General features: G+C 44.2%; 10 protein-coding genes. 6 read left to right on the top strand and 4 right to left on the bottom strand.

Annotated elements, in window-relative coordinates; translation table 11 throughout:
* Positions 1 to 456 precede the first annotated feature (456 nt).
* Together ACUYLD_RS12335 and ACUYLD_RS12330 are read left to right on the top strand one after the other, a co-directional pair.
* Positions 457 to 3021: a hypothetical protein gene (locus tag ACUYLD_RS12335; RefSeq protein ID WP_446675159.1), complete on the top strand. Its 2565-nt coding sequence runs from the start codon at positions 457 to 459 to the stop codon at positions 3019 to 3021.
* Between the two features lie 76 nt (positions 3022 to 3097).
* The gene (locus tag ACUYLD_RS12330; protein ID WP_446675158.1) at positions 3098 to 3478 is read left to right on the top strand and encodes a hypothetical protein; all 381 of its coding nucleotides are present in this window, start codon (positions 3098 to 3100) and stop codon (positions 3476 to 3478) included.
* Positions 3479 to 3623: 145 nt separating this feature from the next.
* Here the strand turns inward: ACUYLD_RS12330 and ACUYLD_RS12325 are convergent, their stop codons facing one another.
* From ACUYLD_RS12325 to ACUYLD_RS12310, 4 genes are all read right to left on the bottom strand, one after another.
* Positions 3624 to 4373, bottom strand: coding sequence for a YcnI family copper-binding membrane protein (locus ACUYLD_RS12325; RefSeq protein ID WP_446675157.1), 750 nt, complete (start codon positions 4371 to 4373; stop codon positions 3624 to 3626).
* A gap of 55 nt (positions 4374 to 4428) precedes the next feature.
* The gene (locus ACUYLD_RS12320; RefSeq protein WP_446675156.1) at positions 4429 to 6147 is read right to left on the bottom strand and encodes a copper resistance CopC/CopD family protein; all 1719 of its coding nucleotides are present in this window, start codon (positions 6145 to 6147) and stop codon (positions 4429 to 4431) included.
* Positions 6148 to 6401: 254 nt separating this feature from the next.
* Complete coding sequence (locus ACUYLD_RS12315; protein WP_446675155.1) at positions 6402 to 8252, bottom strand: bifunctional diguanylate cyclase/phosphohydrolase; 1851 nt, start codon at positions 8250 to 8252, stop codon at positions 6402 to 6404.
* A gap of 282 nt (positions 8253 to 8534) precedes the next feature.
* A complete protein-coding gene (locus ACUYLD_RS12310) occupies positions 8535 to 9128 on the bottom strand; it encodes a DUF5317 domain-containing protein (protein WP_039270279.1) in 594 nt (197 codons plus the stop codon).
* Positions 9129 to 9330: 202 nt separating this feature from the next.
* Between ACUYLD_RS12310 and ACUYLD_RS12305 the strand changes: the two genes are divergently transcribed.
* The 4 genes from ACUYLD_RS12305 to ACUYLD_RS12290 all read left to right on the top strand — a co-directional run bounded on the left by ACUYLD_RS12305 (position 9331) and on the right by ACUYLD_RS12290 (position 13852).
* On the top strand, positions 9331 to 10560 hold the full coding sequence (locus ACUYLD_RS12305) for a multidrug effflux MFS transporter (protein WP_446675154.1): 1230 nt from the start codon (positions 9331 to 9333) through the stop codon (positions 10558 to 10560).
* A 116-nt stretch (positions 10561 to 10676) separates the two neighbouring features.
* Complete coding sequence (locus ACUYLD_RS12300) at positions 10677 to 11027, top strand: metal-sensitive transcriptional regulator (RefSeq protein WP_013308456.1); 351 nt, start codon at positions 10677 to 10679, stop codon at positions 11025 to 11027.
* 54 nt (positions 11028 to 11081) lie between these two features.
* Positions 11082 to 11282 carry a copper ion binding protein gene (locus tag ACUYLD_RS12295; protein WP_254326865.1) on the top strand — a complete coding sequence of 67 codons (201 nt, stop codon included), beginning with the start codon at positions 11082 to 11084 and terminating at the stop codon, positions 11280 to 11282.
* Positions 11283 to 11395: 113 nt separating this feature from the next.
* Positions 11396 to 13852, top strand: coding sequence for a heavy metal translocating P-type ATPase (locus ACUYLD_RS12290; RefSeq protein ID WP_254326866.1), 2457 nt, complete (start codon positions 11396 to 11398; stop codon positions 13850 to 13852).
* Positions 13853 to 14132: the final 280 nt, after the last annotated feature.

The following is a 14132-nucleotide window of genomic DNA, read 5'->3' as shown; positions in this document are numbered from 1 at the left end:
AGCTTACGTATGTGAAGTTTCGATTACTATAAAGCGCATATAAAAATGTGGCAGAAGCGAGAAAAAAACAGTATTCGAAGAAAAGATAGCGCATATACTGATCAATTTTTTGTTATTGATTGTTTTTTTGATTTTTAGTACTTTTATATTTTTCATATAATAGGATGGTAGATATATCCAGTGGGGGCTTCTTGCTGCTTCAATTGATTTACCTCTGAGGGAATTGTAGAATAAATTGTTTTCTTGTTCGACATTTTTCTACAACATAGACAATGATTTTTTGGTACTCTTTTACTATAAGAAAATGTTAGAAGTGAGTATTTATACCCAACTTTAAAATTAAGTTGTTTTTTTGTTGGAAAAGAGCGGAAGTATTCCTAAATTAATCTTTGAAAATTATCTATTTGTCGATATTCCGATAAGTTACTATAGAAACTGTTTGAAGGGAGTACAAGAATGTACGTATTAAATAGACACTATAAAATAGAAGCTTTAGATGGTGCTTTTTGGAGGGAAATAGGAGTTCGTTATGATGCGATTATGGAATTGGAATCTCTCCTTGTTCATAAGAAGCTGTCAGGAGTATTTGTAGTATTAAGACTTCCAGCTTTAAAAGAATTATGTCAAATGTACGGATTAGATCATAGTGGTAATGAAGAGCAGATTAAAGAAAATCTCTTAAGACTTAGTTTGGAAGAGAGACGATTACTCCTACTATTACATGATTTCTCTAACCGAAAGAAAAAAACAATTGAAAAGTACTATAATGATTTAGCTTTTGAGGAAATACGCTATGAGCGTTCAACATTAGTAAAACTCTTGCACTTATATAGGATGTCGCCGATCTATCTTGTAGAGATATTTACTTGTTTTGTATGGGATAGCAAGTCTTCCGGGAGAACATACATTTTTAGCAAAAATATACCTATTAATGAAGCTAGGAAAATTGCAAATGAAGATTCTTACAATAAAGAACTTAGAGAAACTCTTTTTAAAGGAACAGGCAGTAAAAATCATTATCGTGTTTTTTCTTACTCAATACACTCTAAAAAAATTCTAATATTACTATATAGACAAATTAGTGATGCGCCCAAACCAGACTTTGTATCTGCTCCAAGAAATCGAGAAGTATCACAAGCTCTGTTTTTAATAGATGAAGAAAAGAATACAGTTGAAATTAAATCATTAGTTATGGAAGAGAATGCTATCAGAATATATCTTGATAAAACCTTAGGTGCTTTATCTTTAATTGAGTCGAAAGTATTTGCAGCGTATGAAAAAGAAACCTTTGTAAACAGTATTGTTAATGGTTCCACGATTACAGCTTCAGGTAAACCTGTAACTGATTTTATGATAAACAAGATAAAATTTCGTGGTAGTTCATTAAAAAATTCGCCACAAATTACACTTGAATTAGATTATTTGGATATTTGGCCCTCTGTTGAAGAAGCTTATTCAAATGGAACAATTAATTTGGCGAGTATTAAAGATGTGGAGAGTCTCTACTTTAAATCCAGTTTAGGCAACAGAAGTATTAGGTCTACTATTATGGAAAATGGAAATATAATTTTCACTATGGATGATAGTAATTTAAGTATAGATAACAGGGAAATACTTACTTCAAAGTTCTTCGAAAAATTTGGTGTTCCTCTGTTCACGGAAATTTCAAATGAACAATTCGAAGAGGGGAAAGCAGATAAAATTGATTATTTACTTGGTGTTTCGAAAGTAGAGAACCCTAGTGCATTTGTCAGATCCATGCTTGGAGAACTTCGTAGCTATAACATTATTCAGGATAAGATTACTAAGTTTTATTATTGTGACAATTGTAAAATCGATTATAACTATGAAAAGGATGAGGAAGTCCCGACTTTATGTGTGGATTGTGAAGGGGATAGAATTGGTAAGAGCTCTAATGAGTTAGTAACTGTAAATATTGGAGCTATTTATCAATTTGTAAAAGCTAAGTGCAAAACTGGGAATACCCTATGGAAGATAGTTAGAGAGAATCATATTAAGATCGGCTCGTCTGAATATAAATGTTTACATCTATGGGACGAGACGAATGAAAAAGGGTTACAAGTACTTGTTACTGAAAAAGCATTGCATAAAGCTGCTTTAAAGAATCTTAACAGGCTTTTAAAGCCTACTATGCTAATTCTTGTTGGACAAGCGGAAAAACTAATAGATTATAGTAATTATAGTTGCGTTGAACCTATTAATTTTGGTAGAATATATATTGAAGGGGAACATTCGTTCCCTTTAATGCTTAAAGATATTTCGGAAAAGATATACAGACGTTCCAAAACGTATTTATCAGCAGCTGCAAATGATGCCCACGCAGAACTTACAACTGTTACAATAGAAAAAATTAATAATAAGAAATATAATGATAAACATTTTGAAGACGATGTGTTTGCAATGTTAAAAGATATATTTCCAAATGCTGAAAAGTGGGGGAAAGAGCTCTCAGGTAAACCAGTTCCAGAAGGTATATTTACTCTCTCTTATAAAGAAAGGGGTAATAATAGGCCTAAACAGTATGTATTCTCTTATGATTGTAAGCTGAATACTAACGGTCAAGGTTATAATCTTGACAAAGGGGAGCAACGAAAGGCACTTGAATATGTAAATACTTTAAATGCTAATGAGTATATAAAATATTTTAGTGACAAAGAACAACTGAGAGGACATATTTTTATAAGTAATAAGTTTAAAGAGAGCAATTTTAAAACTATGACTGAGCACTTTTACAAACATTTAGATGATCAATATGATACTAAGGCAATTTTTCTAGATGTTGATGTACTTGTTTACCTGCACAGTATTTATCTTAAACATTATGAGTTATTGAGCAATTCGCGAAGTTTATTTTATAAAGGCATATTTGAATTATTCTCAGATGAGCATATTACCGAGGAATCAGTTGATAACGCTCTTAAAAAGGCACTTGATGAGCAAATTGCAGAATATCAGCGCTTAGAAATGCGTAAGATAACGGAGGAACTAGAGACTATTTAAAAAGGAGGCGGAGTTTATCAAATATAATATTCGTAACTCCGCCTTATTGGCTTATTGCCACTTACATTATGAGGATTTGCAAGAGTCAATTTTACAGTTGTGTGATTCAGAACATATTGTAAACATGGAATGGGGAGTTTCTAGACTCAACTTTTTTGATACGCACATTACAAGTATAATTTTAAATGACATTGAGGTTATTGATATTAAAGAAATTTCATACAACGATTTTATTCCTGATAGCTTTATTTATCAGTTTGAATTGATTAACAACCTACCAGCAAGAATCGAACGTTTTCTTCGATTAGGACCTATACGTTTTCGTGAAGAACTGAAAAATGCCTTACAAGCTAATCGGATAGTTACTACTGAAGAGCAAAATGATTTATTTATTTGGGAAGATTATAATATGACATTCGAATTTAAAGGGAAAAGCTTTGTTAGAGTAATTGTGTAGAGGTAATGAATTAGAAATACTACTGATATACAAAGTTTTTGAGGAAAGCTGGGGCCATGTGTGTAAGGCCCCAGCTTTTTATTTTTATACCGCTCGTATAATTAATACGTTCATATACCTAACTTTTATACGCTCATAACCCATATTACTTGCGGCGCTTGAGTGCAATGCCGACAGCTGCGGCACCAAGAACGACTGCAATGATTGAGAGGACGAGTGCTGTCGTTTGTGCAGCAGAGCTGGCTGGAGCAGAAGCGGCAGGTGTAGCTTCTACAGCATTGTTCGAAGCAGGTGCGGGGCTGCTGCTATCTTTAGCCGCATCTGTGCTCGTATGGCCTGCTGCCGTGCCCGCCGAATCGTGTCCGCTGTCTGCGGCAGGGGCAGGAGTTGCGGACGTGGCATCCGCCGTGATTTCAGTAATGGAATGTGGATTTTTACTTCCTTCGTCACCTGTCCATTCCACGATACTTCCGTCACTGTAATATTGGAAGGCGTCCCAGGGTGCTGCGGTATTTTGGTCTGCATTTTGCGCTACAAAGCTGAAACGCTGATACTGACCCGCTTGAATGCCGTCTTTTTCAGTCGTCCAGGTCACGGTGGTTACTTTGCCGGAGCTGTCTTTTTCGGTGGCTACTTTCCAATCCGGTACAGGCTCGTATTGTTTGAAAACGACCTCTTTCGGAATTTTCAAGGCGACTTTGGTGGTTGGAATGTTTTTTTCCACGGGTACTTTCAATGTGTACGTTTCCCACGCATTAGGTTGTGAAACAGAAGGCTTGACTGTCACATGTGCACTGGCCATACCTGCAAAAAGTAAGACACCCGCTGCAATTAGACTCACAGAGGTCGCAAACCTGGAAAATCTGGATTTTGCTGTTTGAATCGTTGCATTCATATTCAATTCGCTCCTTTTAAGTGAGGATTTCATACAATCCTGAAGTATAAAATAATTATTTTTTACCGCCTACATGCAGGGTGAATTCAGCATCAACCGCATCGAGTGATGCCGTCAGAGCATGTACTTTTACCGCCCATGTTCCTTCGGAGGTCATCAATTCCTGACTGCGGAATGGTTGTTGTTGCTTTACGGGCAGAACAAATTCCTGTTGATCTTGGTCAGGGTCTGCTGGAGTGAGCGTTAATGTGACCTGCTGGATTCCTGAAACGGCAGCACCTTTGCTATCCTGAACGGATACCTTGAATTCATTGCTGCCTACAGCATTGGGGCTGACTGACAGCGTAACGTTGTATCCGCCCGTAGTGCGAGTCTCCTCAAACGGAACAGCAGGTGCCTGGCCGGGTGACAGGTGAGTGAGCACCGCGGTCAACAGCATCACGAGCAGGCCGACGGACACCTCGGCACGCAATCCCCGGGCGGCTTGCTTGCTGGGCGCCGCTTGCCTTGCGCTGCGGAACTGGCTGGCCGCAAAGGCCAGCATGACTAGCAGCAGCGCTGCCTTGCCGAGCAGAACGAGTCCATAGGACGTGTTCAGCAGCATGGAGGGAGCCGGAATGTACAGCACGGCTCCATATATACCGGTGGCAAGTAGCGCTGCCACCATAGCAATGCCCCAGCCAGCAAAGCGGCGCAGGGCGGCTTGCCGCAGAGTTGCCCGCTCGGATACGGGCAACTCCGCTCCGGCAACAGGCAGGCACACGACCATGACGGCAAGTGAGCCGATCCAAAAAGCTGCTGCCGCGAGATGGACAAAGTCCGCCGCAATGGCCGGAGCTGGGTGGGTAGCCGCTGCCGGATGACCGACAAAGGCTTTGGACAGCATGAGGCATAGCGTTAGGAGAGCTGAGCTGTAGCCCCAAAGACGGCGCTGGCGATTCGAAATGCTGTAATCCAGCGCGTAAATCAGCGTTACGCTTAGGAGCAGCACGAGAATCATCTGGATAAACCAAATTTGCCCGGCTCCAGTAAACTGGAGAGCTTCTCCCAGAATAGGGAGTGAGAAGCCCTCCCTGATGGAAACCCCGGCATCCCATGAAGCCTGAAGTGGCAGGCTGATCAGAATGGCCGCAGACGTTATGCCGTAGCCGCTCCATAGCAGCTTAGTCCAGCGGGGCAATGTGTCAAAGGGACGCTGATTTTGCTGATGCTGTTCACTTCGATTCTTGTCTTGGCTTATGCTCGGTAAGATGAACAGCCGGAAACAAATCGCTCCAAAAAGCAGCGATAGTCCTATGTAAAGAAACCAACGGACAGCGATTAAGTCGATTCGTGATGTCCCTGAGCCTTCAGATGCGGCAGCTTGATGGGTAGGCGCATTGGAACCGCTGCCTACTTGAAATGGAATGACTCCATTAACCGGATGTCCGTCTGCGGATAAAGCTCTCCAATTGACGGAGTAAATTCCATTTTTCACCCCTGGAATCAATTGGATTTCCATGGTGGCTTTATGATTCGGGTTGAGTTGTGCTTTTCCTGTGTCGACCCGCTTGCCTGTTTCGTCGGTCACTTTGATCGACATGAAGGCAGATTGCAAATCTTCATTGAAGGTGATGGTCACCTGAGAAGGCGACTTGTCCAAAACCTGATTTTCGGTCGGACTGGATTCAATGACAAATGCATGAGCCCACGAAGAGTGAGGAAACAGGATTAGAAGGGGGAGACACAGCAATAAAAGACAAGCCACACGGGCTGGTCTGGACAGGTACAACATGCCTGTGAAGTCACCTTCTCTCGATTACTTGAAGCGAGGATATCCCCATTTATAACATTTTATACGGACAAACCCATTCCTATCTTAATCATAGTGCATATGGCGTGAATAGATGGAGCGAATTATGACATTTATATGAAATTTGAAATAATAAGCATTATACAAAATGCCAATCATATGAAAACCCCTAGCGTGGTTGAATTCAGGACGATTTCAACCACGTTAGGGGCAAAGAGGAAGAGCCAATGAAGGAATTAGAGCCCTGTTTCCATGAAATCCGTGAAAGCAGGTTGCTTATGTTGAATATAATGGATAAAAGTAGCCGTTAGTTTGGGATCGAATTGGCTACCCGAGCAAGCACGTAGTTCTTCAATGGCCTCCTCGAACGTTTTGGTGGGTTGATAGGGGCGCTCAGTTGTCATCGCATCAAAAGAGTCGATGATCGTCAGCATCCGACATAAACGTGGAATTTGCTCGCCCTTAAAGCCAAACGGATAGCCTCCTCCGTCATAACGTTCATGATGCAGCTCCACAAAAGGAACCAAATCTATGAATCGTTCGTTGGCTTCGACAATTCGTTTGCCCCACATGACATGCGCTTGCACCATCTGCCATTCCTCACCGGACAGCTTCTCTTTTTTATTGAGAATATTCCAGGGAATCTCCAGTTTACCAATGTCATGAATGAGGGCACCTAGTATGAAACGCCGCTTATCCTCCGGTCCAAGCTGAAGCACATCGCTCATGTCTGCTGCATATCTGAATACCCGTTTGGAATGCTTGAAAGTGTTAATATCCTTGTACAAGAACAAATTAAGCTGCTGTTCAAGATCCCGAATATCCTGCCCCAGATCGACCTCGCGCTCCACTTCATTTAAACTTCCGTGCGTATGAACGATGTTTTTTCCCTGTTTCTTGGCGTAGTACAGGGCTTTATCCGCCAGATCGACCAGCTGTGATTTGTCGTAGATGTCAATGCGACTTTGTGCAATGCCTGCGGAGAAGGACAGACAGCCGTGTGGAAAAATTTCAACACCCTCATAACGAGAATCATTTAATCTTTTTCGAATAGCATTAACTATTTCGTATGCTTGTTCAGCGGTATGACCGGGCATCAGCAGAGTGAATTCTTCTCCACCATAGCGGGATACGGTGATGTGGGTGCCGGAGGTCTCCTTTTTAAGAAATTCACCGAGAAATCCCAGTAGCTGATCGCCTTTGAGGTGACCGAAATGATCATTGTATTTTTTAAAATCATCTATATCAATCAGAGCCAGACTGAGAGGAGTATTCTCGGATCTGGATATATTTAATTCAGCTTCAAGTGTATTTTCAAAGTAGCTGTGATTGTATAGCCCTGTTCTGCGATCCATGTTCGCTTTTTCTTCGATTTCCCGATACAGCGTGAACATTTGCTTGAATGCGTGAGACAGGAGCATACTTAGCCCAAGGAACAGCAAAAGTCCTAAAATGCCATTGTCATAAATCAGTGTAGTCAATACCAAAGACAGAATGAGTGTACATAAGTATACGAGCAGAGATTCAGCCAAAAAAGCCTGTTTAAGCTCATTGAAGGACCCTTTGTATGCGATATAAAAGTAGATGCCCAGTGTGATGGTGTTCACCGCAAAGTAGCAAATCAACGCCAGCAGGTAGGAAGCGAAATGATCTTGGTTTAAAGCCCCCTGCGTTCCGCCGCTTAGTTCAAATACGGTTGAAGACAGGGAAATGGAAAGGGCGTAAATGGAAAAATTGACGGTATGTTTCCACCAGGACAACTCTGTGTGCCGGAACATAGCGATGATTACATTTAACAGCAAAATTAGAATAGCAATTTCGGTGCCATGCACAAAAATACAAGCCAGATACACGGAGGAATCCATAGACTGCTTGTTACTGGCGGGGGGGAGCTGGAATGTAAAATGCTCCAGAATCAGAACGGCTCCCAATAGGGAATAGATCGTGACCCACTCTGTTGTCGTATAGTGCAAAAAGGACCATTGGTTCGTATACAAGAGGACGATCATGCCTACCATACATATGCAAAACACGTATATTCCCGTCGCGGTAACCCGTTCTTGCAGCTTTTTTATTATACTCATCATTTCTTCTCCTGCCTTGTCGTATCTTGATGTCAAAGCTACCAGGGGTGAATGGGATAATTTACAATTTTGTAATCGAAAATTTCACATGAAAAAACAGGCCGGAATCCAGCCTGTTTTGTTGAGCCTGTGCTTCCTTTTTTTCTTATCGGTGACTAGCCCCCGATTTTGTAACCAGAAGTCAAAGCAATGATGACAGAAGCCACGATAATAGCATTGATAATCACACGGGAGTATTTCAAGCTTTTCATAGGGTTCCCTCCCTTCCTTGGAATAAGGTGCGCACTAGGCGTGGTGGGGATTGGTTTCTTGCTGCTTATCCTTAGTTCTCTTCACGACCATAATGCTTTGGATAAACAGGAACATCCCGAAGTTCATGACCACATCTCCAATACTAATTACCTGCGTGCGGGGATAGGGCTTGGAGAGAGGAATAATGTCACCAAGCAATGATAGACGCGTGCTCGCATCCATCATGTAATGTTTCGAGATGACACTTCCGGATTTAAGCATATCTGTATAATAGGGACCCAGCACCTCCGAAGCGCTCAACGAGACCGGCATCCTGCCGCCATTCACCGCCATAACGATAAAATTCATCAATACGCCGATTATAATAAGCTTGAATCCCTTATGATGTCTGTTCAACCAGAGAAATATCAATCCAACCACGTAGACTCCCATAAATAGATACCCGTTAATGGCTGCTAACCAAGCCCACTTTTCCTGGGCATAAAAAATAATGAATTGTACCAGCAGCAGCACAGGGAACATCCAGCCGGCTATAAGGCGAATTTGACTGAAACGGATCAGACCTTGCCGCCAGCCTCCTCTGAACAGACCTACAATGAGACCCAGTAGCACTCCATCATAGACCATTATCATTCTCCAGATTCCACAAATTTTTTGTTTTGGTTATCGTATAATTCGACCTGAAATTGGTAAATTCCTGCCTGATATATAGCAGTTTTGAAAAAAAATTGCGGATTAGCGTGTAATTATTCGAAGCCAGACGAAATGAGTGATATCATGATGTATTGAAGTAATTATTTATATTTTTATGAAAAGGATGATTATTATTATGAACCGGTTATCCAATACTGTTATGGTTGCCGCAGATATGACCAAATCGCGAATATTATGGATCGTCTTTGTCCTGGGTGCATTGAGTGCTTTCGGGCCGTTGTCCATAGACATGTATTTGCCGTCGCTGCCTACATTAGCCGACAATTTGCATACGACCACTTCGCTGGCGCAGCTTAGTTTGACCGCCTGTCTGTTGGGCCTGGCCGTTGGCCAGATCGTTGCTGGTCCGCTTAGCGACGTAAGGGGTCGCAGAGGACCGTTGGTGATCTCGCTCATTCTGTACGCTGCTGCTTCGCTGTTATGCGTGTTTGCGCCGAATATCGGTATGCTCATTGCGCTTCGCTTTATTCAAGGGCTTACGGGGTCGGCCGGGATCGTGATTTCCAGAGCTGTAGCCCGTGATCTTTACTCGGGCAAAGAGTTGACACGCTTTTTCTCACTGCTCATGCTGGTGAACGGCGTGGCCCCCATTGCTGCACCAGTACTGGGCGGTGTCATATTGAACTTTGTTTCCTGGCGTGGTGTATTCATGGTGCTTTGTGTAGTCGGCGTGGCTATGCTAATTGCCGTCGTGTTGGGTTTGCCAGAAACGTTGCCAACTAACCGCCGCTCGTCCGGTGGCTTGAAGCAGACGCTGGGAACACTTGGTCATCTGTTTGCCGATCGACGCTTTATGGGTTATGCCCTCTCACAGGCGCTGATTACAGGAGCGATGTTCGCGTATATCGCTGGCTCACCATTCGTGCTTCAGGATATTTTCGGGGTTTCCCCTCAGACGTATAGCATCATTTTTGCAGTGAATGGTTTGGGGATTGTACTGTTTTCGCAGTTGACGGGTAGACTCGTGGGTCGCTTCAGCGAACGACAGTTACTCTTGGCGGGTCTGATCATTGCGGCTGTAGCCGGAATCAGCTTGCTTACTGTAGCCTTTACCGGAGGCCAATTGTTTGCTGTTTTAGTTCCTCTGTTTTTTATCGTTTCCTGCGTAGGGATTGTAAGTACAACGACGACTTCATTGGCAATGCAGAGTCAGCAGCGCTCCGCAGGCAGTGCGTCCGCCATGCTTGGTTTGTTGCCTCTATTGCTGGGTTCCATCGCTTCACCGCTAGTAGGCTTGGGGAGTGGAACAACCCCCGTACCAATGGCGGTCGTTATAGCTATAGCCGAGATTGGCGCGCTATTAAGCTTTGTCGTACTTGCTAAGGAAGTACGCTCAAAAGTATAAAATAGGGCAGAAAAGTGACATTTTTCTGGAATGTTGACATACCCCGTGGGGGTATATTATGATAGGGATATAACAAATGCATAAATGCATATATACACCACACAGGAGGCTGATGTATGGCTGAGGAGCAACCTGTTTCCCACACTGAAGTCCATGAGAATCACTGTGGAACAGACGGGGAAAAGACAGTTAGAAAAAGTCATCATTCGGCAGAGTTCAAGAACAGCCTCGTATCCCGGTTGAACCGTATTGAAGGTCAGGTTCGCGGAATTAAGGGCTTGATTGAGAAGGATACCTACTGTGACGATGTACTGAACCAGATTGCGGCTGTCCAGTCCGCACTGAATGGTGTTGGTAAGCTGCTGCTGGAAGGGCATATGAAAAGCTGTGTCATTGAGCGCATGCAGGCAGGAGAGCAGGAAGTGATTGACGAGCTGCTGGTTACGGTCAAAAAGCTAATCCGTTAAGAGTAGTAATCATACACATTATGGGTACGGAAGTATCCCTGAGGAGGAAAAGAAATGGCACAAGTTACATTGAACGTAGAAGGCATGAGCTGCAATCATTGCGTGAAGGCAGTAGAAGGGGCTTTGGAGAAAGTTGGCGCTATCGGCAAGGTCAGCCTCGAAACGAAACAAGTGAATGTAGAATATGACGAGTCCAAGCTGAACGTTGAAGCTCTGAAAACAGCCATTGAAGACCAAGGCTATGATGTTGTTTAAGCTGAAGATGTTTTATGTGTGAACAGACTTGTTTCGAAGGAGAAGCTTCCATATTAGAAGCTTTTTCTTTTTGGATATGATATACCCCACTGGGGTATAAGAGGAGGGTTACCATGGAAAACCGTGCGACTGACGGTGACAAGCAGACAACGCTTCACATTACGGGGATGTCCTGCGCCGCCTGTGCAAGCCGTATTGAGAAAGGTTTAAATCGAATAGATGGTGTGGCACAGGCTAATGTGAATTTGGCTTTGGAGCAGGCGTCGATATCCTATGATCCCAAGCAGGTGGAGATCCCTGAGTTTCGCGATAAAATTGCTTCTCTTGGGTTTGGAACTGTAAGTGAAGAAGCCAATCTGAATGTGACGGGCATGACTTGTGCGGCCTGTGCAACCCGGATTGAAAAGGGATTGAATCGGATGCCTGGTGTAACAGGTGCCACGGTAAACTTGGCGATGGAAACAGCTCATGTGGAATATGCCGCGGGGAGTATTGCGGTTGGTGATCTGGTGAGCAAGATTGAACAGCTAGGCTACGGAGCGATCCCGCAGAGCGCTGAGGACAATATCGCGGATGTGCGCAGTAAGGATATCCATCGTAAAAAATGGAAGTGGATTGTGTCCGCAGTGCTGTCGTTTCCGTTGTTGTGGGCGATGGTGGCTCATTTTTCCTTTACGTCATGGATTTATGTGCCGGAACTGTTCTTGAATCCATGGTTCCAACTAGTGCTGACAACGCCGATTCAGTTCGTCATTGGTTGGCAGTTTTATGTGGGCGCGTACAAAGCGCTTCGCAACGGGAGTTCGAATATGGATGTGTTAGTTGCACTGGGTACGTCTGCGGCTTATTTTTACAGCTTGTACCTTACGCTGCGTCCGTCTGATGTCATGGAGGGGATGGCGGGAATGCCTGTCATGACCATGCCAGAGCTGTATTACGAGACAAGTGCAGTACTAATTACGCTTATTTTAGTGGGTAAATGGTTCGAAGCGGTAGCCAAAGGGCGTTCGTCCGAGGCGATCAAGAGCCTGATGAGCCTACAGGCGACGACGGCACGTGTAGTACGTGATGGACAAGAGCTTGATATACCGATCGAACAGGTACGTGTGAAGGATATCTTTATTGTACGACCCGGCGAGAAAATTCCTGTCGATGGTGTGGTCGTGGACGGACGTTCCGCAGTGGACGAATCCATGTTAAGTGGTGAGAGTCTTCCGGTTGAAAAAGAAGCAGGTTCCGCAGTTACAGGGGCGACGCTTAATAAAAACGGGGTACTACGTATTCAGGCCGAGCGTGTGGGTGGTGATACGGCGTTGTCCCGTATTATTAAGGTCGTGGAAGATGCACAAAACTCTAAGGCCCCGATTCAGCGGATTGCGGATCAGATTTCCGGTATTTTTGTCCCCATTGTTGTTGCTATTGCTGTGTTAGCCTTTATCGTCTGGTTTTTCCTTGTGACGCCGACTGATTTTGCAGGCTCACTGGAGAAAATGATTGCAGTTCTCGTCATTGCTTGTCCTTGTGCACTCGGCTTGGCTACTCCAACGTCCATTATGGCAGGATCGGGACGTGCCGCTGAATACGGTATTTTGTTCAAGGGCGGCGAGCATTTGGAAATGACCCGTTCAGTCAACGCAGTGGTATTGGATAAGACAGGAACAGTTACGAACGGCAAGCCAGAGCTGACAGATGTTATGGTTGGTGCAAGCGGCTTGGCTGAAAACGATTTGCTGCGGTTGCTCGGTGCAGCAGAAAAAAGCTCGGAGCATCCGCTGGCGGAAGCCATTGTAAAGGGGATTGCAGATCGAGGAATTGAGCTGGTAGGACCGACAGATTTTGAAAATATTCCGGGTTATGGTGTGAAGGCGCATGTGGAAGGTAAGCAGGTATTGGCGGGTACACGCCGATTGATGAGCAGGGAAGGCATCGCAATAGATGACTCAGCCGAGCAGTATATGAATGAGCTGGAAAACGCAGGGAAAACCGCGATGCTGGTCGCTGTGGACGGTTCCTATGCCGGACTGGTGGCTGTAGCGGACACGATTAAAGAAACGTCACGGGAGGCCGTTGCCCGTCTGCGGGCGATGAACATTGAAGTCATCATGATTACGGGTGACAATGAACGGACTGCGCGGGCTGTTGCCGCCGAGGCCGGAATTGAACGAGTCCTGGCGGAGGTGCTACCTGAAGGAAAGGCTGAGGAAGTGAAACGGCTTCAGGAACAAGGCATGATCGTAGCTATGGTTGGGGATGGTATTAACGATGCGCCTGCGCTGGCTACTGCTAATATTGGGATGGCGATGGGCACGGGAACGGATGTGGCCATGGAGGCGGCGGATATTACCCTCATGCGCGGCAACCTGAACAGCATTCCTGACGCGATCGAAATGAGCCGCCGGACGATGACAAACATACGGCAAAATCTGTTTTGGGCGCTCGGTTATAACGTGATCGGTATTCCGATTGCCGCTTTGGGCTTCCTTGCTCCATGGTTGGCGGGAGCAGCCATGGCATTTAGCTCTGTTTCGGTTGTGCTAAATGCACTGCGTCTCCAACGGGTGAAGCTGTAAATGTATGGATGCACCAGCAGGATAGCGTGCTGCCGGACATCTGTAGCGAGATAAAGTTATTATCAGAGTATAGAGCAAGTACGCACAATTGGTTTTCTGCGTGCTTGCTTTTTGTTGCGTTTGTTTTTTTAAACCATACTGTTAACCCTCATCACGTCAGGTTGCTTATCATTCGCGAAAGTTTCATAATATTTGTAGGAGTGCCATGCAAGCATGCAAGAACTTCTTCGTATACTCACAGCTAGAAGTAGATAAAGAGCTTAAATTATGGATTAGGAGT

Source organism: Paenibacillus sp. SER-28, assembly GCF_052906305.1.
This window is presented reverse-complemented; position numbering and strand designations above follow the sequence as displayed.